Origin of the sequence: Sphingomonas sp. MMS24-J45, from assembly GCF_044881195.1 — a bacterium.
Taxonomy (GTDB): domain Bacteria; phylum Pseudomonadota; class Alphaproteobacteria; order Sphingomonadales; family Sphingomonadaceae; genus Sphingomonas.
This window is the reverse complement of sequence record NZ_CP173255.1, coordinates 3,009,422-3,034,067: the sequence shown is the minus strand read 5'-3', so window position 1 is coordinate 3,034,067 and position 24,646 is coordinate 3,009,422. Positions and strand designations below refer to the sequence as shown.

General features: G+C 65.1%; 14 protein-coding genes. 8 read left to right on the top strand and 6 right to left on the bottom strand.

Annotated features, from left to right (window positions below; genetic code table 11):
• Positions 1 to 53 precede the first annotated feature (53 nt).
• Positions 54 to 1,061, bottom strand: coding sequence for an aspartyl/asparaginyl beta-hydroxylase domain-containing protein (locus tag AB5I39_RS14740; protein ID WP_404368422.1), 1,008 nt, complete (start codon positions 1,059 to 1,061; stop codon positions 54 to 56).
• A gap of 347 nt (positions 1,062 to 1,408) precedes the next feature.
• Between AB5I39_RS14740 and AB5I39_RS14735 the strand changes: the two genes are divergently transcribed.
• A complete protein-coding gene (locus tag AB5I39_RS14735) occupies positions 1,409 to 2,431 on the top strand; it encodes a hypothetical protein (protein WP_404368419.1) in 1,023 nt (340 codons plus the stop codon).
• Positions 2,432 to 2,495: 64 nt separating this feature from the next.
• Here the strand turns inward: AB5I39_RS14735 and AB5I39_RS14730 are convergent, their stop codons facing one another.
• The 4 genes from AB5I39_RS14730 to AB5I39_RS14715 form a co-directional block, all read right to left on the bottom strand.
• Positions 2,496 to 5,447, bottom strand: coding sequence for a TonB-dependent receptor domain-containing protein (locus AB5I39_RS14730; protein ID WP_404368416.1), 2,952 nt, complete (start codon positions 5,445 to 5,447; stop codon positions 2,496 to 2,498).
• Between the two features lie 552 nt (positions 5,448 to 5,999).
• Positions 6,000 to 6,263: a hypothetical protein gene (locus AB5I39_RS14725; RefSeq protein ID WP_404368413.1), complete on the bottom strand. Its 264-nt coding sequence runs from the start codon at positions 6,261 to 6,263 to the stop codon at positions 6,000 to 6,002.
• The gene (locus tag AB5I39_RS14720; RefSeq protein WP_404368410.1) at positions 6,260 to 6,457 is read right to left on the bottom strand and encodes a hypothetical protein; all 198 of its coding nucleotides are present in this window, start codon (positions 6,455 to 6,457) and stop codon (positions 6,260 to 6,262) included. The genes AB5I39_RS14725 and AB5I39_RS14720 overlap by 4 nt, the downstream gene beginning before the upstream one ends.
• A gap of 21 nt (positions 6,458 to 6,478) precedes the next feature.
• On the bottom strand, positions 6,479 to 6,805 hold the full coding sequence (locus tag AB5I39_RS14715) for a hypothetical protein (RefSeq protein WP_404368407.1): 327 nt from the start codon (positions 6,803 to 6,805) through the stop codon (positions 6,479 to 6,481).
• A 48-nt stretch (positions 6,806 to 6,853) separates the two neighbouring features.
• Here AB5I39_RS14715 and AB5I39_RS14710 point away from each other — a divergent pair, with 48 nt between their 5' ends.
• Positions 6,854 to 7,852: a TauD/TfdA family dioxygenase gene (locus tag AB5I39_RS14710; protein WP_404368405.1), complete on the top strand. Its 999-nt coding sequence runs from the start codon at positions 6,854 to 6,856 to the stop codon at positions 7,850 to 7,852.
• 20 nt (positions 7,853 to 7,872) lie between these two features.
• Here AB5I39_RS14710 and AB5I39_RS14705 read toward each other — a convergent pair whose 3' ends face one another.
• On the bottom strand, positions 7,873 to 8,559 hold the full coding sequence (locus AB5I39_RS14705) for a class I SAM-dependent methyltransferase (protein WP_404368402.1): 687 nt from the start codon (positions 8,557 to 8,559) through the stop codon (positions 7,873 to 7,875).
• A 99-nt stretch (positions 8,560 to 8,658) separates the two neighbouring features.
• Between AB5I39_RS14705 and AB5I39_RS14700 the strand changes: the two genes are divergently transcribed.
• The 6 genes from AB5I39_RS14700 to AB5I39_RS14675 all read left to right on the top strand — a co-directional run bounded on the left by AB5I39_RS14700 (position 8,659) and on the right by AB5I39_RS14675 (position 24,320).
• Positions 8,659 to 9,573, top strand: coding sequence for a hypothetical protein (locus AB5I39_RS14700; RefSeq protein WP_404368400.1), 915 nt, complete (start codon positions 8,659 to 8,661; stop codon positions 9,571 to 9,573).
• Positions 9,574 to 9,742: 169 nt separating this feature from the next.
• Entirely contained in the window at positions 9,743 to 10,621 is an 879-nt protein-coding gene (locus tag AB5I39_RS14695; RefSeq protein ID WP_404368397.1) for a glycosyltransferase, read from the top strand.
• A gap of 106 nt (positions 10,622 to 10,727) precedes the next feature.
• Positions 10,728 to 11,297, top strand: a complete 570-nt coding sequence (locus tag AB5I39_RS14690; RefSeq protein ID WP_404368395.1) for an RNA polymerase sigma factor — start codon at positions 10,728 to 10,730, stop codon at positions 11,295 to 11,297.
• The gene (locus AB5I39_RS14685) at positions 11,287 to 12,255 is read left to right on the top strand and encodes a FecR family protein (RefSeq protein WP_404368393.1); all 969 of its coding nucleotides are present in this window, start codon (positions 11,287 to 11,289) and stop codon (positions 12,253 to 12,255) included. The genes AB5I39_RS14690 and AB5I39_RS14685 overlap by 11 nt, the downstream gene beginning before the upstream one ends.
• A gap of 70 nt (positions 12,256 to 12,325) precedes the next feature.
• Entirely contained in the window at positions 12,326 to 14,620 is a 2,295-nt protein-coding gene (locus AB5I39_RS14680) for a TonB-dependent receptor domain-containing protein (RefSeq protein WP_404368391.1), read from the top strand.
• A 499-nt stretch (positions 14,621 to 15,119) separates the two neighbouring features.
• The gene (locus AB5I39_RS14675; protein ID WP_404368389.1) at positions 15,120 to 24,320 is read left to right on the top strand and encodes a hypothetical protein; all 9,201 of its coding nucleotides are present in this window, start codon (positions 15,120 to 15,122) and stop codon (positions 24,318 to 24,320) included.
• The last annotated feature ends 326 nt before the right edge of the window (positions 24,321 to 24,646 follow it).

The following is a 24,646-nucleotide window of genomic DNA, read 5'->3' as shown; positions in this document are numbered from 1 at the left end:
CACACTTCCTACCGATCGGCTTGCAGGAATGCTAGGCAGCACCCACCGCCGCGCTACGCACCAAACGCTTCCGGCGCATTGCGCAGATCGGCAACGGCGAAGAGCTTTTTCAGCTGTTCCTGCTCGGCCACCGTCAAATACGGGTTCCACACATCGAAAATCAACACGACACGAAGTTGGTCGCTGGTGTTCCACGCCTCATGTTCGATCGTATCGTCGAAGACAAAAGCTTCGCCTTCGCGCCACGGGCGGGTCTCCCCGCCGACCCGAAACGCGCATCCCTCGGGAACGACGAGCGGAAGGTGTACGATCGAGCGCGTATTCGTAACGCCGGTATGCGGTGGAATTTTGCCCTTTGCCTGCAGGATCGAAAAGAACGCCGATGGTGCCTTGCCGGGGATCTGCGTCTGCGGCACGCGCGCAAGCGCCGCTGCGGTTGCGGGGCAGAGGGCACAAATCGCCTCGTTCTGCGCGCCCTGCTCCCAGAGAAAGCAAGCGCTCCACTCAAGCGACTGGTCCAGAGGACTCCATTTATTCTGCGGCGTCCCCGCCTCCAGTCGGACATAGGGGCGGATAGCTGACGTGCCGTTCTCGATCAGCGCAAGAGCTTCGGCGCGGATCTGCGGCGTAGCGGCTTCCAGCTCGGCAAGCCAGGGGAAGTGCGCACGGTCGAAAAACTCGTCGGCGGGCAGAAACGGGAAATGCACTCCGGCGCATTCATTATGATAGATCTTGCGCCGACCAAGCGTATGTTCGGCACATGCCTTGAACCGATAGGACGTTTCTATCTCGGCCAGCGGGCCGCCGAGTTCAGCCTCCAGCGCCCGCGCATACGCCGCATTATGCTCGTCCAAGAAACGGCTCGCACGACGCTCGATCTCTAAAATCGCATCGGAGCGTTCGGTAAGACTGCGCGCGATTTGCAGAACCGCGCTCCAATGTTGCGCTGCTTGCGCGACATCGCCTTCCCGCTGCAACAACTCGGCGAGACGAAGGCGCGCCATGAAATGCAGCTGGTCGAGATCGAGCGTCGCCTGAAGACTTTGGCGCTCGCCATCCACGTCGCCCTTGGCCCGATATGCCGCGGCCAGATTGAGGCGTAGCGCAGGCTCGGTCGGATCGGCCGCGACCGCATTGGCAAAACTGCTGATCGCAACGTCGAACGCCTGATCGGCTAACGCACGCAGACCACGGGCGTTGTGGAGCGCAGGGGCCGTCGGATGCGCCGCCACTGCATCGTCCAGCAAGGCGCGTTCCCGGTTCGCCTGGCCCTGTTGCCGCAACCTTGACGCTTCTCGCAATATTGCCTCAATCGCCGCGTCATGCTGTGCCATGCAGCGATCAAAGCATAATGGCCCAAAGCGGGCAAGCGTGCCCGATCCCGCACCGGCGCTACGAGGATGAGAGAATGACGACAGTCCCCGAGCAAGTTCGGCTTCCGGCGGAATGGCTGGCCCATCGTTATGATCCAGGTCACGACGCGTTCCATTTCATCTCGGTCGATCGCGGGCGTCGGCGTCGCGCCGCCTTTTTGACCGATGTCGAATTGCCTGATGTCGGCGATCCGATGGTCATTCGCCGCGGCGATCTCGCCCCTGCACTCCCCGAGCAGCGGGTGAATTTCGTGTTCCACTCCGCCTATTGCTGCTCGACGCTTGTCGCGAATGCATATGATCGTCCGGGGCGCGCCTTCAGCTTGAAGGAGCCGGTGCTGTTGAACGATCTCGTCGGCTGGCGCCATCGCGGCGGCACCCCCGCGCAGATCCGCGCCGTTCTGCAAGATGGCCTGGCGACGCTTGCACGGCCGTTCGAGACCGGCGAGGTGGGCATTATCAAGCCATCCAACGTCGTGAATGGACTGGCACTGCCGATGCTGGCCGATCGGCCCGACGCAGCAGCGTTGCTGCTCTATGCGCCGCTTGAAGCGTATCTGGGTTCGATCGCCGGCAAAGGCCTGTGGGGCCGATTGTGGGTGCGCGATCTGCTCGCGAAATTCATCAAGGAGGGGCTGGTCGATCTCGGCTTCTCGCCGGAGGACATCTTCCTGCAATCCGACCTGCAAGTCGCCGCCACGGGATGGCTGGCGCAACACGCATTGTTTGCCAGGCTCGCCGACCAGTGGCCGACGCGCGTTCGTACGCTGGACAGCGAGGTGTTGCTGGCGCGGCCGATGGAGGCCCTGACGGCGCTGGATACGCTCTTCGGAGTGAAGGGCACAGCCGCCGAACGCGAGGCGGTTGTGCAAGCGGTTTTCACGCGGCACGCGAAATCGGGCGGAGATTTCGATGCCGAGGCGCGCAAGGCCAACCAACGCGAAGCAGCGCGAAATTATGCCGAGGAACTGGCAATGGTCGTGGCCTGGGCGGACAAGGTCGCGCAAAGCGCGGGTATCGCCTTGACCGCGCCCAATCCCCTGCTTCCGACCAAATAGACCCGCATAAAAAAGGGGCGGCCCGAAAGCCGCCCCTGATCTTGCTGTTCGGTATGATAACCGATCAGAACTTTACGCGTACCGCCGCGTTGAACGAACGACCGAGCGGGTCGTACGTCGACGGGAAGGTATTGCCGCTGTTCGCCGCGGTCGAACCAGCCTGGCCACCGACAACCGGAGGCTGCTTGTTGAACGCGTTTTGCACGCCCAGCGTCAGAACGAATTCCTTGGCGACCTCGAACTGCACGGTCAGATCGATGTAGTTGTAAGCCGGAATGCGGTTGAAGTTAACGGTCTGCCCGGCGAGCGCCGAATTCGCGCCGGCCGCATTGGTGATGACACCGCTGAACAGATTGCGGTTGGCAGTCGTATAACCCCGAGCAACGAAATCGGGAGCCTGGCCCTCATACTGGACCGAGTCGAGGTGCCGCCACAATACCGACAGGCTGACCCCCTTGGCCGACAGCGTGGTGCGCTGCTGCCACGTCAGTTCGGGCATGATCTGACCCAAGCTCGGACCGCAATTGACGCTGAAATACCCAACGCAGTCACGCGAGAGCGAGGTCGGCGAAGCGGCGAACTTCAGGTGATCGGTCCAGGTTCCGCGGAAGCTGAGGTCCAGGCCGAACTCACCGAACTTGCGGCTGTAATCGGCCGTCAGGTCGATACCGTCGGTCGCATAGCGGCCATTATTGGTCAACGGGGTCGGCAGGCCGAGGGTCGTCGCGGTCGGACCGCTCAAACGCCCGTTGACTGGGTTACGCCGGATCGAGGTGCAGGCTGCCGACGTGGCAGACGCTGCCGTAATATTGCCGAAGCAAGCATTGATAACGTCGCCAGGCAGAGCCGAAGTGATCGCCTGGTTCACCTTGATATTGAAATAATCGACGCCAATCGAGAGACCCGGGACGATCTGGCTCGGCGTGAAAATTGCACCGACCGTGAACGTATCGGCCTTTTCCGGCCGGATCGCCGGGTTGCCGCCGCCCGTAGCGTTCGCCTGACCGGCGGACGGGTCCTGGATCGACCCGATCGAGCCGGCAGGCGCACCCTGTGCAATGCAGATTGCCCGGAGGTTTGCGTTGGTCAACGGTGCAGCACCGACGCAGGGTTCGGTCGTCAAGTTGGTCAGACCCGTAACCGTCGGAGCGAACAACTCACCGATGTTCGGCGCACGCACCGCACGCTGGTAGTTGCCGCGGAAGCGGACGCCCTTCACCGGCTCCCACGTCGCACCGCCCTTGAAGGTGGTCGTGTTGAACTTCGGGCTGGTAGGCGCTTGGATGTTGTAGGACGAATAACGGACACCTGCTTCAAGCGTCAGATCGTTGAAGAACGGCTTGTCCGTCACGAGCGGCGCGATCAACTCAGCAAACGCTTCCTTGACGTCGTATCCGCCCGTGAAGGGCAGCGTCGCCCCGCCGGCACCACCAAGTGCCGACGGATCCTGCGCGAACGCATCGGGGATGCGATCATACTTATACTTACGGTATTCCGCGCCGACGGCGTAGCTGATCGCCTTATCCGACGTCGGCAGGACGCTGCCGAAGTCGCCGGACAAAACCGCGCGTGCCTGATACAACTCGGTGTTGATACGAATTGTGCTCTGCGCCTGCAGGAAGGCGGCCTGCGCCGCACTGATCGAACCGGCATCACCGAAGAGGTTAACCGGGACGCAATTGCCGGTCGTATCGATGCAGGTCGTCGTATTGGTTGCGTTCAACGCCTGCTGGACGCGCTGCGTGATGACATATCCCGACTGGGTCTGGGTCTGTTCGCTGCGACCATAGGATGCCGAAATATCGATCTTCGTGCCGATCCGCGCATCATACACGGTGTTTTCGTAGGTGCTGACACGCGGCCCGATCTCGACGAGGCGGCGATAGACGCCCGGCAGCGGGATCGCCGTATTCGTGTTGCAGGCAGCACCAAGTGCGATACCGTTCGCCGTGCAGAGCTGATCGCGGATCGTCGTATTGAGATACGGATTGTTAGCCGGGATCGTCAGCGCGTTGCCGAAGATGCCCGACGGAGCGATGATCGACTGAATGGTGTTCTGCGAGAACATGCCCCGCGCATAGAATTCGACGCCGTCGGCCACATCATAATGGGTCGCAGCGTAGATGCTCTTGCGGATCAGCGGGGTCTGGAAAATGTTGTAGGGGTTGAAGTTGAAGCCCTGATATTGCGGGACCAACGCTCCACCCGAGACCTGGAGATTCTGGGTATTGAATGCAATCGTCGTCGGTACCGACGTGAACGAAGCACCCGAAGCGCGACCGGTGGTGCTGCTGATGCCGAAGGTCGAGAAGGGCTGGATCTGATAGACCGGGTCGACCTTGGTATAGCCGAAGCTCAGAACGGCGTTGCCGCGATCGTCGGCGAAGTTGGCGCCGACCGTGATGTCACCGCGGAAAGAATAACCATCGCCAGTGCCCAAGATCTTGTTCGCAAACCGAACATCGACACCGGTGAAGTTACGCTTGGTGATGAAGTTCACAACGCCCGACACGGCATCTGCGCCGTAGGTGGTCGATGCGCCGCCGGTCAGCAGGTCGGCGCGCTCGATTAGCGCGAGCGGAATGACGTTGAGATCGGTCGCACCATTGGCAAGCGACGGAACAATGCGGCTGCCATCGAGCAAGACGAGGTTACGCTGCACGCCAAGACCACGAAGGTCAACAGAGTTGGTGCCGTTCGAACCGTTATTGACCTGCGAACCGACGCCCGGCGAAACGCCCGGCAGGCCACGAAGCAATTCTTCCACCGTATTCGGCGCGCGCTTCGTGATTTCGGCGTCGTTCAAGATCTTGATGGGCGACGACGAGGTCAGGTTGGGGTTACGGATCAAAGTACCGGTCACGACGATGTCGACGTTCGGCGTATCTTCTTCCGCAGCTGCGGGCGCGGCGGGCGCAACCTGCGCGGAAGCCGACGACGCAAAGCTAGCGAACGCCAAGACCGAAATGGCTGAGCCAACGCTCAGACGTGCGAGCGAGGTTGCAGTCTTTTTCATAAAAAATCCCCTTTTTGATCAACCGGCACGAAATCAATGACTTGACCCGACCGGCACCCCATAGCTGGACCGACGTTGCGGACCTTAGCTTAAGCTCTGCAGCTTAAACTTATGCTGCCGTGTCCTAATTGAGCGGCCGCATTTTTGTAAAGGGAGCGGGCGGGGATTTCGGCCGTTATGGCCGTTTTATCCGCAGCTTGTAACAAAAGAGCCACACCCGCCCGCCGAGACCCGTTTCATTATATCTATTTTTTATAGTAACTTAGCAAAGCTCCCCCGATACTCACGGCAGCCGGCCCCGCGCGCCTGCCGTCCGGTCGATCGCACGGTGCTGCAGATCGGCGGGGTCGCCGCTGAGGCAGAGCCCGCCCCGACGACTGCGCTGAGCATCAGCGATTAGAGCGCGGCGTCGATCAGCGCGGCCTCTGGCACCGCTCGCGCCGCGTGCCGAGCGACCCATGCCTCGGCCGTGTCGAGTTCGGGCGCGATCGCCGCAGCCACCTCCGCCGCCCGCGCGACGCGCGCAACGTTGTCGAACGCAACATTCGGATTCTACGAATAAGTCGAGAAGAGCGGCCCGGCGACGACGGCCTCCACCGCCTTCGAATCCAGCGGCACGCCGAGATGCGCGGCCGCGGCGTTCAGTACCGGAACCGGATCGTTGAACAGAAGCTCCGCATTCAACGCGCGGGCATTGGGCATTGCAGCGAGGGCCGCGGTAAAGGCATCGACCTGCGCCAACCATAGCGCGGCGGCACGCTCGGCATCGTTGAGCGCCGACCAGTCGCCGATATAAGACGCGAGCTGCGTCGTCACATTGCGCAGCCAGTGCGATGATTGTCGTCGCGCAGGATCGCCTGCAGATACGGGCGCAGCGGCAGATAGAGCAGGACCGCGCGCGCGGCCGGATCGGCGGCGGCGAGCTGCGGCAACAGGAAGTTGACCGGCACATTGGCCTTGATCAGCGTCGGTGCATCCCTGCGGTCGCGCTTGCCGAGCATCGCCAGCACCAGTGGCAGCAGCGCGACATTTCATTGAACGGCGGTCTGGCGCAGCGACAGCGGCTCGCGCAGCACGAGGCTAGCGCCGGGGTCGTCGAGCGCGCGCGCAAGCAGCGTCGATCCGCAATGCGCCATCTGGAAAATCCAGGTGGTCGACTGCGCCGCAGACGCGCGCGGGGCGAGGCTGGCGAGCGGGAGCGCCATGCTTTGCTCGGCTGCCGGCGATATCCGGCGATCGAGGAAGATCGAGCGATGATAGGCCGCGCGGTCCATCGGCACGAAGATCGCCTGACCATCCTCGAACGAATGCATGTAAAGGTCGGGCGAGGCGAACAGATCGTCGAGGGTCAGCGGCACGTTTGCGCTGTAGGCGCAGCGGCGGCGGGCCGATATCCCCGCCGGACTATGGCCAACATTATCCTGCCCGACCGCCATCAGCCGTATGTTGTGATCGAAGCGACCGGCGAAACCTCGATCCTGGACCTCGACAGGGAGCCGATCGTCGATCTCTACAAGACGCATGGAGCGCTGCTGTTCAGCGGCTTCGGCGTCGATGTCCCGCGCTTCGGGGCGTTCGCCAAGCGCTTCTGCAAGACCTCCGTCGTGAACGAGAGCCCCGGTCTCCAGCCAGTCGATACGAGCGCCAACGTCTTCACCGTTGACGGCGGCGACAAGGCGTTCGCGCTGCACCCGGAACTGTCGCGCGAACCGTGGAAGCCGGACGTCGCCTTTTTCGGATGCCAGAGTGCACCAACATCGGGCGGGCGGACGACGATTTACGATGGCGTCGCGCTGGTGCGGCACATGCCGCAGGCGGTCCGCCGCCAGCTCGAGCCGCGGCGGCTGTTGTATATCAAGCCCGTTTGGCCGACCTTGCTGGAATATTGGCTGGGCACGGCCGACCCGACCGACGCGCAGCTGGCATCGCCGCCGCCGGGCTGCCCTTATTATTTCCGGCGCTATCCCGAAACCGGCATTCTGCGCGTGTTCACGCGGCCAGCGCTGCACCGGCCGATGTTCATCGACGAACCGGCATTCGGCAATTTCCTGCTGTTCGCGCGTTTCAACCACGGCCGCCCGGATCATCCCGTGCTGGACGATGGGCATGAAGTGCCCGAGGAGTGGCTGCAAGCAATCAAGGCGACCGCCGACCAGTTGAGCGCGGAAATCGAGTGGAATGCGGGCGATCTGCTGATGCTCGACAATACGCGCTTCATGCACGGGCGCACCGCGATCACCGATGTCGCGGAACGCGTGATCCTGACCTATTTCGGCTATCTCGACTTCGCGATTCCAAGTCCGGAGGAACCCGCCGACCCGATCTGGCGGCGCGAGGATTTCGAACCGCCGCTACGCCCGGATCACCCGCGCGCGAACCGGGGCAGCGACGACCTTCGCCCGTAGGCCGCGCGCTGTGGATGAAATCAGGTGGCGGAAACAGCCGCCAGGCGTGCCGGGATGCTCAGCTCGCTCGACGCGTTCGCCCTCCAGAGATACGCTTTCCAGCTTTTGCGGCCCGACCGGATTTCCGGGAGCGACACCCAGCCTTCGCCGCGACACAAGTCCGAAAGACTGTGGGATTGTGGCGCGTAGCTGGTGACGAGGACCGCCTCGCCGCAACTTTGGGCCGCAGCAATCAAACTCTCGGGATCGTCGCCATAAATCAGCACTTCGCACAAGGTGACGAGGTCGTAACGCCGATGGCGCAGGATCGGCAAAAAGGCCGGCAAAGTGCCCTCCAGAAACACCGCTTTGGGAACCGCGACCCGCGCCCGCGCCAGTGCGATGGCCGAGATGTCGATCCCCGTGACCTGATCGGCAATGCCCCTGAAATAGCGGGTTTGATACCCCTCCCCACAACCGACCTCGAGGATCGAGCTTGGCTCTGGGCAATATTGCGCGATCAGGGCGTTGGTCCCCTCAAAGCGTCCGTGCTCGCGGCTGCCCAGCTTCCAAGGATCGGGCCGCGCATACAACGAATCCAATGTCTCTGCCCGGCCGTCGAACTGACGCCGCCTGACCGCCCAGCGATCCAGCCCGGTCGAAATCCGTTTTAACACCTGGTGCCTCCCCGCGTGACCCGTCGTATCAAGACGGCGCGGCCGCTTCATTTCCGCACCGGAAAAGTTCCGACGAAGATCTCCGAACAGTTTGTGCGGGTTGGAGCCGTCGGCACCGTCATTGCTGTAGATGACGGGGATGGGTGCAGCATGACGACTTGGTATCGGCGCGTTCTGTGCGAACTGCGGCGCTTGCAACCCGCCATTGTCGCAATCCTGGGCATTGCCGCGACGATTGCGTCTCTGGCTTTTGTCGCTGCGGCGTTGCACCAGCAGGGCCTGGCACCGCTGCTCTCGCTCGCCACCAGCGGATTGGGCTTCTGGGCGGCCTTCGCAGCGTGCATGTTGGTCGAGCCGCTTGCCTTGTGCTGGATGATGCACCGGCTGCTCGGAACCGGCGCCGAAACGCTGCCGCCGCTTTTGCGCAAACAGGCGCTGAACACCCTGCTGTTCGGCTATGCCGGCGACACGCTGTTCCTCGCCTGGCTCGAACGCCATATCGGAAATGCGCGCGCGGCCTTTGCGCTGGTTTTCGATGTGGCGATCCTGTCGGCGCTGGTGAACAATGTCGCGACGCTCGCGCTGTTGTTCGTGATGCGCGATCGGTTGCAGGCGCTGGCCGGTGCCAAGCTCGACGACGAAATCGTTCTGCTCGCCATCGCCTTTGCCGCGATCCCCTTGGTGATGATCGGATGGCGGCGCCAGATGATGCGCAGTGCCGGCATTGCGACGATCATGACGGCGCTTGGCTTCCGAACGGTTGCCTATAGCCTGCTCGTCGCGCTCACCTGGCACTTCGCGATGCCGGAGGTGCCGTTGCGTTCCTTACTGCTGCTGACGACCGCGCGGATGGTGGTGTGTCGGCTTCCGATCATCCCCAACAAGGATCTGGCCTTTGCCGGATGCGTCGCCTTGTTCCTGGGCCCGGACGAGAAGATTGCCGCCGTGATTTCGGGTGTGGCGTTGCTCACGCTGGTGGCTGAACTCGCCCTGCTGTTGCTGGCACAGCTGCCGGCCAGGGTCTCTACCGCGACGGCCCCTCGCCCGCTTGCACGCGCCAGATAGAAAATAGTTCCAAAACCTTAAAAACTTGTCCGGTTTCTTCGCAGCGGCGGCGTCGTACAAGCGAGGAGACAAGGCCACGATCCGGGCAGCAACCCTGGCCTGAGCGCCTTTCCGGCGCGCGCTCCTCACATTGCTGATCGCCCTGAAGGGCGCACCACGAGGCAAACGGATGCTGTACGAAAGAGGCGATGTTCAGGTTTGGGATTCTCCCTGGGAGACGGATGCACCGTCGCCTCCGGCACCGCGCTGGACCGTGCTGATCCCGTTCTTCAACGAACGGACGTTGCTTGATGGAACGCTCGCGAGCCTCGCTGCACAGGACGTGCCGTTCAACCTGATTCTGATCGACAATGCCTCGACCGATGGCAGCGCCGATTGCGCGACCGCTGCCTGCGATCGGCTCGGTCTTGCCTTCACGCTTCTGCTCGACCGGCGGCCAGGCAAGGTCAATGCGTTGCAGAGCGGGCTTGCGCGCACCCGCACGCCCTTTGTCGCCACGTGCGATGCCGATACGATCTACCCGACCGATTATCTGCGGCAGGCAGAGTCCATGCTTGAAGCAAAGCAAGCCGTGGCGGGCGGCGCATATTTCGCCGCGAGCGATGCGACGATCGAGGACCATCGCGCCGCGTCTGCCCGCATGGCACGGGCCGCCATGCTGCTGCCCGCCCAATGCCATACCGGCGGCGCGGGCCAGGTGTTCCGGACCGACGCGCTGCGTCGTGCCGGGGGCTTCGATGCCGCGCGCTGGGGCTATGTCCTCGAGGATCACGAGATCATGCACCGCATGGCGAAACTCGGGCCGCTCGCGCACGGCGGCAAATTGTGGTGCTCACCGTCGCCGCGCGAGCGAGACCGGGATTCGATCCGCTGGACGCTGACCGAACGTATCCTGTACCATGCCACGCCAGGCCCAGCGCGCGACTGGTTCTTCTACGATTTCCTGGCGCGGCGGCTTGCCGCCCGCCGCTTGACCAGCGATCGCATTCGCGAACGCCAGTTCTACGCGGACATCGATTTCTCATGTGGGGTGCCGCGCACGGCATAACTGCCGGGGTTCGCGCGACGAATATGAGGGCACGCCGTGGCTGGGGGTTGCGGCGGCCGACGTTCGGCGCTTTACCGATGGCGATGCAGTACGACGTTGTCCTTCGGTGAGCGATGCCGGTCTCAAGGCCGTTTTTCTGGTCGAGCAACCTGTGCTGCTCCGTCTCCTCACCGCGCGGCTCGGCAATCGCGCGGATGCTGAAGACGCGTTGCAGGACATGTGGCTGAAACTCGATCAGACACCGTCCGCAGCGGCGGCGCAACCGATCGCGCAGCCCGCCGCCTATCTCTACCGGATGGCGGCGAACCTCGCCGCCGACCGAAGGATTGCAGCGGCGCGTTCCGGCGCGCGCGACACGGCTTGGCTCGACATACAGCCCAGCGCTGAAGAGCAGCCGACCATCGAGCGCGCCTTACTCGGCCGCGAACGGCTCGCCCGGATCGAAGCCGCGCTTGCCGCGATGCCCCCGCGCATGAGCACCGCGCTGCGCCTGTACCGTCTCGAAGGGATCCCGCAAAAGCAGATTGCGGAGCGATTGGGCATGACCGTCAGCGGAGTCGAGAAGCTGTTGCGACGTGCCGCCAAAGAGATTTATGTGCACCAGCGCAGCGACGAGGCGGAATTGGCGGATCGGCATCGTCTATCCAGCGAAGGGAAATCGCATCGTGGCACTTGACGCCGAAACGATCGTCGATCGCGCCATCGACTGGCATATGCGCCAGGCCGATATGGACGATACCGACTGGCACGCGTTCGTCGCGTGGCTGGAGGAAGATCCGGCGCACGCACAGGCGTTCGACGCGGTCGCGCTGGATATGGCTGTCCTCGCCGATCAACCCGAGCTGTACCCGGTTGCGACCACCCCGGTCGCGGAGCAACCCCGGTTGCAGGAGGGACCGGCCGCAAGATCGCGGCGCATCTGGGCATGGGCGGGCGGTGGCGTCGCGGTCGCGGCAGCGGCCAGCCTTGCGCTGGCGCTGCTGCCGACAGGATCGACTGGCGGCGGTGCTCCTTATGCGGTGGAAACCAAACCCGGCGAGCAGCGCGATATCGCGCTCGCCGATGGAACCCGGATCGAGCTCAACGGGGCGACTCGGCTGCTGCTGGATCGTTCCAATCCGCGCGTCGCTACATTGGAGGCCGGCGAAGCGACGTTTCACGTCCGCCACGACCGGCAGAACCCCTTTACGGTGCGGTCGGGCAAGCTGACGGTGCAAGATCTCGGCACGGTCTTCAATGTCGCGCGTGACGGTGCCAGGCTCGAAGTGCAGGTCGCCGAAGGCTCGGTCCTGTTCCAGCCGAAGCGCGACGCCGTGACGCTGAACGCAGGCGCGGCGATCACCGCGCGCGAGGATCTGGGTCAGATTGCGGTTGGTCGAGTCGATGTCGCCAAGGTGGGCGTGTGGCGGGACCGCGCGATGTCCTTTTCAGGCGAACCCTTCGGACGCGTCAGCACCGCGATCCGGCGCATCGACGGCGTGACGCTGATTGTCGACTCCGACTTGTCGCAGCGCTCCTTTACCGGCATGGTCCGCCTGTCCGGCAAGGCAGAGCAGGACGTGCCGCACCTTGCGGCGTTGGTTGGGGCGAAGTGGCATCACGATGGGGATCGGTGGGTCATCTCGCCACGATAGACGCTGTGCGCTTGGCCCGGTTCTCGTCCGGGGCCTGTATCCCCTCCTGATCTTCGCCGCCCTCCCCGCCGTGGCCCGCGCCGACGAGCCACGCATCGCAATCCCGGCGGAACCGCTCGATCGCGCGCTGACCGATCTGGCACGACAGAGCGGGCTCGATATCGTCAGCACCGAAGCCGGGCTGGGCCGAGTCCGCGCGGCCGGCGTGACCGGGCGCATGGCACCGCGCGAGGCGTTGCGGCGCCTCCTGAAGGGCACTGGCTTCCGCGGGGTGGCGATCGACGCGCATAGCTACCGGATCGAGCGGATGCCCCGCACGCCGTTCGCGCGGCGCATCGTTGCACGCCCCGCCCCGCCGCCGACGCCAGGCGGAGACATCATCGTCACCGCCAGCAAGCAACGCTCCACGCTGCTGCGCTTTCCTGGCAGCGCGATCATGATCGGTGGCTTTGCACCCGGCGGGCTCACCACGCGACCGCTCACCATCGATGACGTCGCCCGCGGGACGCCAGTCCTGCAGAACACCGAGCTGGGCACCGGCCGCAACAAGATCTTCATTCGTGGCATCGCCGACAGCAGCTTCAACGGCGCGACCCAATCGACCGCAAGCCTGTATTTCGATGAGGTGCCGCTGGGCTTCTCCGGGCCCGAGCCGAGCCTGAACCTGTACGACATGAAGCGCGTCGAAGTGCTCGAAGGACCGCAGGGAACGCTGTACGGATCGGGCGCGATCGGCGGGATCATCCGATTGACGCCCAATCCGGTCGACCTGTCGCGCGTCGGCGCCTCCGTTAGCAGCGGCGTAACCGCGACACAGGGCGGCGCGGCCGGGTTCGACGTGGCCGGCATGGCGAACCTGCCGGTGCTGCGCGACCGGGTCGGGTTGCGCCTGATCGGATATCGCGACCGCGATGGCGGCTTCATCGGAGACCGCCTGCGCAGGCTTTCCAACGTGAACCGGACCGACACCTTGGGCGGCCGGGCGACCCTGGCGATCGACCCCGGCGACGGCTGGAGCGTCGAACTGGGCGCAGTGCAGCAGCACATCACCGCCGCCGATGCCCAATATGCAGAGCGCATCGTAGCGGCGCTCGATCGGCGCGCACGTCTTGCCCAGCCGTACAGCAGCGACCTGACCCTGCTGCGCGGCGTCGTGCGCAAGCATTGGGACAGCGGGCTGGAGCTGATTTCCGCCAGTGGCTATGTCGATCTGCAGACCGCCGACGTGTTCGACGCGACCCGCGCGATCGGCAGCACCGGGCCGACAGTTTATACAAATGCGCAATCGGCCTCGCTTTTCGTGCAGGAGACGCGCCTGTCCCGCGCGGTACCGGGCAAGGTCAGCTGGCTGCTGGGCGTCGCGTTTCTCCACAACCGCGATATCCAGGCCCGCACCTTCGGCCCGCCCAATCAGCCGCTCGACATCATAGGCGTGACCAATATGACCGACAGCCTGTCGGCGTTCGGTGAGGCGACGTTGCCAGCGACCGATCGCCTGTCGGTCACGGTCGGTGCGCGCGTGACGGCGGCGCGCACCGATGGCGAGCCCTCTTCACGCCCACGCAACGACAGTTTCATCCGCGGCCGCGCGACCCGCCGCGTCGACCCGACTCTGGCGCTTTCGTGGCTGATCGCGAAGCGCACCGCGCTGTTCGCGCGCTTCCAGTCGGGTTATCGCACCGGTGGCCTGGCGGTTGCGGCGGGCATCGGTCGGGTGGCGGATTTTCGCTCGGACTCGATCCTCGTCGGAGAAGTGGGCTTGCGCAAGCAACGCAGCGGCGAGACCGGGCTCGAACTGAGCGCCGCGCTTTCCTATGCACGCTGGCGCGATATTCAGGCCGATCTCTACAATCGCCGGGGTCAGCCCTATACCGCCAACATCGGCAACGCAGAAATCGCCGGGATTGAGGCAACCGGCGATTGGGTGCCGCTGCGCGGGCTCCACGCCAATTTTGCATTTCTTTACAGTTACAACGTCGTCGATGGGCCGATCGCGCAATCCTCGGTCCGCGAAAATCGCCGCTTGCCGGAGACGCCGGCTTTTTCCGGCAATGCCGGCCTGACCTATCGCTGGGCGCACCGTGGCGGATCGGAGTTCAGCATCGGCCTGTCCGGGCGGTATGTCGGCAGGTCGGTGCTGGGCACGGGCGATTTTCTCGACGTGAGCCAGGGCAAATATGCCGTGCTCGACGCACAATTGGGTTGGCACTGGCGGAACATCGACGTCAGCCTGAGCGGCGACAATCTCGCTAATGCGAGCGCCAATCGCTTCGCGCTCGGGAACCCAACCATCCTGGCGACCCGGCAGCAAACGACGCCGCTTCGCCCGCGCAATGTCCGGCTTGGATTTACGGTCGGCTTGTAACAGCGACGCGCGATGAGGCTTGGCTGGGGCGGCAGGGTTCCCAGCCAATTCCCACAGCCGCAAAGTGATTTATATCACTGACATGCAGGCGACACCTGCACAGCGCATTGCTGCAATGCATTGGTACAGTCGGCAACCCGAGAATTCATTGATAAGGGCGGCGCATCACAGCTAGCCCAAGTGAATGGTATTGGTCCGGTTGCTTGATGAGGGCTTACCCAGCCTGCCCCTTCCCCTTCAGCGCTGGCGACCGAAAGCGTGCTGCCCGGTAATATAACCTCGGTAAAGTACGTATACTCACGAATTGAACCAAGTTACATGGGCGCAGGGATCGATCAGAGGGGTGGGCGAGTCTCAATTCTTTTTGAACCACCCCCGTATAGTTTCTAACTATAGGGGAAATAAAATGAATCGTGCTCAGAACTCTTCCGACAACCTTGGCAAAACGGGTTCGATTCGGAAGACCAAGACGGCGATTCGTCGTGACCTGCAGTCGCACGTGAGTCGGCTGACCCTGCAATCCAAGGTCGCCGCCGCCACCGTCGCTGGCGTCTTTTTCCTCGCCCCGGCCAATGCTTGGGCGCAATGTGTTGTCGGCGGCACCACCGTCACGTGTTCGGACACCACGACGACCGACACCACCTTCCCGACAAATACGCCCAACGACCGGAACTATAACGCCAATTTGCCCGTGCCTGTGGTTGTGACGGTAGATCCGGGCGCGACCGTCAGCGGAAACGGTCTCGCGGTGTCCAACGCCGGTAGCGGCGGGATCACGGTCATCAATAATGGTACGATCAGCGTCGATGCCGGAAATATCCCCAGTGCGGGCGGAAGCGCAGCGCTGGCCCTGAGTGCGGTCGGCGGACCGATCGTCTATACCGGTGGCGATATCGTCAACAACGCGATCGCCAACGCATTCGCCGCGCAGCTCACGGGCGGGGTTGGGTCGATCAACATCACCGCAGGCAACATCTTCGCCGCCGGGGGGCAAGGTGTGGTGGTGCGCGACGTCGCCACCAGCACCGGGGTCAGCGTGACCACCGGCGCGGTCACCGCACTGACCGCGGGCCGGAACGCGATCGACGTGCAGAGCCAGTCGCTGACCGGCAATGTGACCGAGGTGGCGAACGGCAACATCCAGGCGGGCAATGCCGGGATGGTCGGGGCGATCCTCAATGCCGCCGCGACCGGCAACGTCGATGTCACCGCCAACGGCTCGATCGATGCGCGGTTCGGGGTCGATGCCGAGAACTTCGGCGCGGGCTCGACCAGCGTGAAGACGGTCGGCCCGGTCACCGCGACCAGCGGCAACGGCATCTTCGCGCTCGCCACCGGCGGGAACGTCGCGGTGACAGCCGGCAACGTCAGCTCGACCGGCAACACCGCGATCATCGCGCAGCAGACCAAGGCGGTCGGCACCGGCGCGATCACGATCAGTGCGGGCACGGTCTCGGGCACGACCGGGATCGTGGCGTTGAACGCAGGCAGCGGTGCGATCGGCATCACCACCACCGGCGCGGTCACCGGCACCAGCGCCGAGGGCATGTTGGTGACCGGTCGCGATGCGGTGAGCGTCAGCGTCGCGGGCACGGTCACCGGCGCAACGCGCGGGCTAAGCTTGATCGGCGGGACCGGTGGTGCTGGCAACATCCTGGTCACCGGCACCGGCGGGTTCGTCGGCGGGACGGGCGATGCGGCCAACATCCTCAACAACGGGTCGGGCACGACGATCGTCAATATCTCGGGCGCGAGCAGCTCGACCGGCGGCAACGGGTTCATCATCCGCGATACGGCGGCGGGGACCGGGATCAGCGTGACCACCGGCGCGGTCACCGCGCTCACCGCTGGCCGGAACGCGATCGACGTGCAGAGCCAGTCGCTGACCGGCAACGTCATCGAGGTGGCGAACGGCAATATCCAGGCGGGCAATGCCGGGATGGTCGGGGCGATCCTCAACGCCGCTGCAACCGGCAACGTCGATGTCACCGCCAACGGCTCGATCGATGCGCGGTTCGGGGTCGATGCCGAGAACTTCGGCGCGGGCTCGACCAGCGTAAAGACGGTCGGCCCGGTCAGCGCGACCAGCGGCAACGGCATCTTCGCGCTCGCCACCGGCGGCAACGTCGCGGTGACGGCCGGCAACGTCAGCTCGAGCGGCAACACCGCGATCATCGCACAGCAGACCAAGGCGGGCGCAGCGGGCGCGATCACGATCAGCGCGGGCACGGTCTCGGGCACGACCGGGATCGTGGCGTTGAACGCAGGCAGCGGTGCGATCGGCATCACCACCACCGGCACGGTCACCGGCACCAGCGCCGAGGGCATGCTGGTGACCGGTCGGGATGCGGTCAGCGTCAGCGTCGCTGGCACCGTGACCGGCGCGACGCGCGGGCTGAGCTTGATCGGCGGCACGGGCGGGGCTGGCAACATCCTGGTCACCGGCACCGGCGGGTTCGTCGGCGGGACCGGCGATGCGGCCAACATCCTCAACAACGGGTCGGGCACGACGATCGTCAATATCTCGGGCGCGAGCAGCTCGGCGGGCGGCAACGGGTTCATCATCCGCGACACGGCGGCAGGCACCGGGGTCAGCGTCACCACCGGTGCGGTCACCGCACTGACCGCAGGCCGGAACGCGATCGACGTGCAGAGCCAGTCGCTGACCGGCAATGTGACCGAGGTGGTGAACGGCAACGTCCAGGCGGGCAATGCCGGGATGGTCGGGGCGATCCTCAATGCCGCCGCGACCGGGAACGTCGATGTCACCGCCAACGGATCGATCGATGCGCGGTTCGGGGTCGATGCCGAGAACTTCGGCGCGGGCTCGACCAGCGTGAAGACGGTCGGCCCGGTCACCGCGACCAGCGGCAACGGCATCTTCGCGCTCGCCACCGGCGGGAACGTCGCGGTGACAGCCGGCAACGTCAGCTCGACCGGCAACACCGCGATCATCGCACAGCAGACCAAGGCGGTCGGCACCGGCGCGATCACGATCAGTGCGGGCACCGTCTCGGGCACGACCGGGATCGTGGCGTTGAACGCAGGCAGCGGTGCGATCGGCATCACCACCACCGGCGCGGTCACCGGCACCAGCGCCGAGGGCATGCTGGTGACCGGTCGCGATGCGGTGAGCGTCAGCGTCGCTGGCACGGTCACCGGCGCAACGCGCGGGCTGAGCCTGATCGGCGGGACCGGTGGGGCGGGCAACATCCTGGTCACCGGCACCGGCGGGTTCGTCGGCGGCACGGGTGATGCGGCCAACATCCTCAACAACGGGTCGGGCACCACGATCGTCAACATCTCGGGCGCGAGCAGCTCGACCGGCGGCAACGGGTTTATCATCCGCGATACGGCGGCGGGCGGGAACGTCAGCGTGACCACCGGCGCGGTCACCGCACTGACCGCGGGCCGGAACGCGATCGACGTGCAGAGCCAGTCGCTGACCGGCAATGTGACCGAGGTGGCGAACGGCAATATCCAGGCGGGCAATGCCGGGATGGTCGGGGCGATCCTCAACGCCGCTGCAACCGGCAACGTCGATGTCACCGCCAACGGCTCGATCGATGCGCGGTTCGGGGTCGATGCCGAGAACTTCGGCGCGGGCTCGACCAGCGTGAAGACGGTCGGCCCGGTCACCGCGACCAGCGGCAACGGCATCTTCGCGCTCGCCACCGGCGGCAACGTCGCGGTGACGGCCGGCAACGTCAGCTCGACCGGCAACACCGCGATCATCGCACAGCAGACCAAGGCGGTCGGCACCGGCGCGATCACGATCAGTGCGGGCACCGTCTCGGGCACGACCGGGATCGTCGCGTTGAACGCAGGCAGCGGTGCGATCGGCATCACCACCACCGGCACGGTGACCGGTACCAGCGCCGAGGGCATTCTGGTGACCGGTCGCGATGCGGTGAGCGTCAGCGTCGCTGGCACCGTGACCGGCGCAACGCGCGGACTCTCGCTGATCGGCGGGACCGGTGGTGCTGGCAACATCCTGGTCACCGGCACCGGCGGGTTCGTCGGCGGCACGGGTGATGCGGCCAACATCCTCAACAACGGGTCGGGCACCACGATCGTCAACATCTCGGGCGCGAGCAGCTCGACCGGCGGCAACGGGTTTATCATCCGCGATACGGCGGCGGGCGGGAACGTCAGCGTGACCACCGGTGCGGTCACCGCACTCAGCGCTGGCAAGAACGCGATCGACGTGCAGAGCCAGTCGCTGACCGGCAACGTCATCGAGGTGGCGAACGGCAACATCCAGGCGGGCAATGCCGGGATGGTCGGGGCGATCCTCAATGCCGCCGCGACCGGGAACGTCGATGTCACCGCCAACGGCTCGATCGATGCGCGGTTCGGGGTCGATGCCGAGAACTTCGGCGCGGGCTCGACCAGCGTGAAGACGGTCGGCCCGGTCACCGCGACCAGCGGCAACGGCATCTTCGCGCTCGCCACCGGCGGCAACGTCGCGGTGACAGCCGGCAACGTCAGCTCGACCGGCAACACCGCGATCATCGCACAGCAGACCAAGGCGGTCGGCACCGGCGCGATCACGATCAGTGCGGGCACCGTCTCGGGCACGACCGGGATCGTCGCGTTGAACGCAGGCAGCGGTGCGATCGGCATCACCACCACCGGCACGGTGACCGGTACCAGCGCCGAGGGCATTCTGGTGACCGGTCGCGATGCGGTGAGCGTCAGCGTCGCTGGCACCGTGACCGGCGCAACGCGCGGACTCTCGCTGATCGGCGGGACCGGTGGTGCTGGCAACATCCTGGTCACCGGCACCGGCGGGTTCGTCGGCGGCACGGGTGATGCGGCCAACATCCTCAACAACGGGTCGGGCACCACGATCGTCAACATCTCGGGCGCGAGCAGCTCGACCGGCGGCAACGGGTTTATCATCCGCGATACGGCGGCGGGCGGGAACGTCAGCGTGACCACCGGCGCGGTCACCGCACTGACCGCGGGCCGGAACGCGATCGACGTGCAGAGCCAGTCGCTGACCGGCAATGTGACCGAGGTGGCGAACGGCAATATCCAGGCGGGCAATGCCGGGATGGTCGGGGCGATCCTCAATGCCGCAGCGACCGGTAACGTCGACGTCACCGCCAACGGCTCGATCGATGCGCGGTTCGGGGTCGATGCCGAGAACTTCGGCGCGGGCTCGACCAGCGTGAAGACGGTCGGCCCGGTCACCGCCACCAGCGGCAACGGCATCTTCGCGCTCGCCACCGGCGGCAACGTCGCGGTGACGGCCGGCAACGTCAGCTCGACCGGCAACACCGCGATCATCGCACAGCAGACCAAGGCGGTCGGCACCGGCGCGATCACGATCAGTGCGGGCACCGTCTCGGGCACGACCGGGATCGTCGCGTTGAACGCAGGCAGCGGTGCGATCGGCATCACCACCACCGGCACGGTGACCGGTACCAGCGCCGAGGGCATTCTGGTGACCGGTCGCGATGCGGTGAGCGTCAGCGTCGCTGGCACCGTGACCGGCGCAACGCGCGGACTCTCGCTGATCGGCGGGACCGGTGGTGCTGGCAACATCCTGGTCACCGGCACCGGCGGGTTCGTCGGCGGCACGGGTGATGCGGCCAACATCCTCAACAACGGGTCGGGCACCACGATCGTCAACATCTCGGGCGCGAGCAGCTCGACCGGCGGCAACGGGTTCATCATCCGCGACACGGCGGCGGGCGGGAACGTCAGCGTGACCACCGGCGCGGTCACCGCACTGACCGCGGGCCGGAACGCGATCGACGTGCAGAGCCAGTCGCTGACCGGCAACGTCACCGAGGTGGCGAACGGCAATGTGCAGGCGGGCAATGCCGGGATGGTCGGGGCGATCCTCAACGCTGCCGCGACCGGGAACGTCGATGTCACCGCCAACGGCTCGATCGATGCGCGGTTCGGGGTCGATGCCGAGAACTTCGGCGCGGGCTCGACCAGCGTGAAGACGGTCGGCCCGGTCACCGCGACCAGCGGCAACGGCATCTTCGCGCTCGCCACCGGCGGCAACGTCGCGGTGACGGCCGGCAACGTCAGCTCGACCGGCAACACCGCGATCATCGCGCAGCAGACCAAGGCGGGCGCGGCGGGCGCGATCACGATCAGTGCGGGCACTGTCTCGGGCACGACCGGGATCGTGGCGTTGAACGCAGGCAGCGGTGCGATCGGCATCACCGCAGCCGGTCCCGTCACAGGCACGTCGGCCGAGGGGATCAAGGTGACAGGCAACGGCGCAGTGAGCGTCAACGCCGCGAACACGGTGACCGGCGGGACGCTCGGCCTGAGCCTGATCGGCGCGGGCAATATCGGCGTGACCGGCACCGGGTTTGTCGGGGGTAGCGGCGACGCGGCCAACATCCTCAATAATGGCGCAGGTACCACGACCGTCACCCTCTCGGGCGCAAGCAGCTCGACGGGTGGCAATGGCATCGTCGTTCGCGATACCGCGCTCGGCGGAAACGTCAGCGTCACGACCGGCGCGGTGAGCGCACTGACCGCAGGCAAGAACGGCATCGACGTGCAGAGCCAGTCGCTGACCGGCAATGTGACCGCGGTGACGAACGGCAATGTGCAGGCGGGCAACGCCGGGACGGTGGCTGCGCTGTTCAATACCGGTGCCACCGGCAATGTCGATGTCACCGCGAACGGGGCGATTATCGCACGATTTGGCGTGGATGCCGAGAATTTCGGTTCAGGCAACACGACGGTAAAGACGGTCGGCCCGGTCAGCGCGACCAGCGGCAACGGCATCTTCGCACTGTCGACCGGCGGCAACGTCTCGGTGACTACGGGCAACGTCAGCTCGACAGGTGCTACCGCGATCATCGCGCAGCAGACCAAGGCCGGTGGCGCGGGCAATGTAGCGGTGACGACCAGCGGGGCCATTTCGGGCACCAACGGGATACTTGCGCAGAACAACGGCATCGGCACCGTATCCGTCACGGTCGGCGGGAACGTGACGGCCACCGCCGGGTCCGGCGTGATCGCCGTGAACAGCAACCCTGTGGCAGGTGCCGGGACGATCGACGTAACCGTTAGTGCGGGCAAGACGATCACCGCGACGGGCGGTGCCGGAGTCCTGACCAACAGTGGATTGTCGAACGGTCTCGCCACCGTCACGCTAGCGGGCAGCGTGAGCGGTACCGACGGCGTCAATGCAACATCCGGAGCCGGTGCGATCAAGGTCGCTGCAACCAGCGGGTCCGCGACCGGTACTGCCGGTGACGGGATCCGCGCCATTTCCGGCGCAGGGGCGATCGACGTGCAGATTGCGGGCGCGGTAACGGGATCGGTCAATGGCGTTTTCGCGAGCTCGACCGGCAGCACCGTAACGATTTCTGGCGCTGGCCCGGTCGTTGGCACGAGTGGGCTCGGCATCTCCGGCGCGAGCGGCAGCGGCAATGTGACGATCGCGCCGACCGGCTCTGTGACCAGCACCGGCGGCGATGGCGTTCGCGGCGTGGCGGGCGGTGCCGGGGTCGTCACCATCACGACCGGCGGCACGGTTATCGCCAAAGGCGTTGGCGTTCAGGCCCAGTCGACCAATGGGCTTGCCACGATCACGACCAATGCTGCCGTCACAGGGGGCAATCTGGGGATCGTTGGCAACGCCGTGGGGTCCGGCAGCGTCGTGATCAACGCCAACGCGCGGGTATCCGCCTCGAACGGGACCGGCGTCTATGCCCAGTTGCAGGGGGCGGGCGCTGGGACGATCACCATCAACCAGAATGCCGCCTCGGTGATCACCGGAACCAACGGCTTCGGGATCCGCACCGATAGCGGCATTTCGACCGGCGCGACGACGATCAACGTGGCGGGTGAGGTCATCGCAACCGGCGCTGGCAATGCCGGTGTCCGCGCATCCTCAACGGCGGGCAACATCACGCTCAACGTGGCGGCCACCGGCAAGATCGACCCGGATCTCGGCGTCGCCATGAACACCACGACCGGTGCGCTGGCGGTCAACAATGCCGGCCTGATCACCGGGACGATCACGGGCGTGCAATTGGTGGCGACGGGCAATGGCACCGGCGCGATCAACAACACCGGCACGATCAGCGGCGGCACCAACGCCGTGGTGGGCAGCTTCAACTCCGGCGCCTTCACGCTGTCCAATGCCGGCACGCTGAACGGGGCGGTCAATGTCAGCGGGGCTACCGTTGCCACGTCGACCTTCACCAATGCTGCGACGGGCTCGGCAAACCTGACCGGATCGTCCGTATTTTCCGGCAATTTGAACAACGCCGGCACGATCAATCTGGCCCCCGCTGCGACCTTCGGTCTGCTTGGCAACACGATCAACTCGGGGCGAATTGCGTTCAACGGCGCCGGGACGTTCACCACCAACGGCGCGATGACCAACAGCGGGATCATCAACGCGCAGAACAACCTCACCACCAATGTCGTCACGGTTGTGGGCAATTACACCGGCAGCGGGGGGCGGTTCTTCGCCGATTACAGCACGGCGACGAACAGCGCCGACCGGCTGGTGATCGGCGGCACCGCGTCGGGCACCACCACCGTGACGCTGAACCGGCTTGGCGGGGTCAACTTCGTTCCCGGTGGCTTCGTGCCGATCGTCACCGTGACGGGCGGTGCGGCGAGCACGACCTTCACATCGAACACGGTTTTCCCGACGACCGGTTTCGTTCTGGAAAGCTTTGCGCAGAATCCGTCGAACGCGTCGCAATTCGGTGTGTTGCAGGCGATCAACCCGGTCGCCACGTCGCTCGGCTATCTGAGCTATATGTCGGAAGCTGCCTCGGCGTTGCTCGACGATCCGATCAGCCCGTTCGTCACGAACCGGACCGACGCGCCGGCGGGTACGGTGCGGCTCAGCATGTGGATGCGGGTCGGCACGGGCCATACCAAGCAGACGATCGCCTCGACCCTCTCGGGCGGCGGCGTCACCTACACCGGGTCACCGGTCGTCCGTTTCGAGCATCAGGCAGCGCAGATCGGCGGCGACCTCGCTTTCCTGAACTTGGGTGGAAAGGGTCTGAACCTCAATGTCGGGGTGATGGGCGGCTGGTATGACGGCGCGACCCCGGTCTCGGGCAGCGAGCGGATCAAGGTCGAGACGCCGTTCCTCGGCGGGTATCTGACGCTCGGCAACGGGGCGTTTTCGGTCGAGGGAACGGTGCGCAAGGAATGGCGGCATTACACGCTGGCGCTCCCGTCACTCTTTGGCACCGCGGGTACGCAGAAGCTCGACGGCAGCGCGATGGCCTATTCGTTCCGCGCGTCGTATCGCGTGGGCGGCAAGACTGGGTTGGCGGCTACGCCCTTCGCCAGCTTCAATTATGCCGACAGCAAGATCGATCCGATCACCATCGACGCTTTGTCGGCGTACACGCCCGGCGGGGACAAGACCAAGATCGGCCAGGCGGGGCTTCGCGTATCGTATCGCGGCGGTAGCGAAACCGGCGTGAAGCTCGAACCCTTTGCCAGCGTCGCCCGGATGGAGAATTGGTCGCGCGGCGACAGTTCCTCCTTCACCTTTGGCGCGCCGGTGACGACCTTCGTGCTCGACACGAACACGTGGAAGGACGCGATGCGCTACTCGGTCGGCGTGATGGGCAGCGCCAATGGCGGCCGGGTCTCCGCATTCGTCGTCGGCAATGTGAACGATGGGTCGGGGATCAAGAGCTACACGATCAACGGCGGCCTTCGCTTCAACTTCTGATCCAGGATTTGCCGCGCGGTAAACCCCACCGCGCGGTATGCGTTGAATCCGCCGCTTATGTAGAAGCTCGGTATAACCCCACCGCCAACCGCTACCCACGATCAAGCTTGCCGTGTATCGGATCATGAGCGAAAGCGGTTTGACGGTTGGCGCCTTCTTTCCAGCCGTCAGCCAGAACTAAACGGTTGACCGATTTTGGGCGCGCTCAAATCGGCGCGAATATAAACTGTTGGGTCGGAGCACCCATGCCGATCTTTGAAGGGATGGGCCGCTCGTCGCTTCGAGGTCTTCAGAAGATGTTGGTCTCCTGCTCTCGCGCGCTCGTT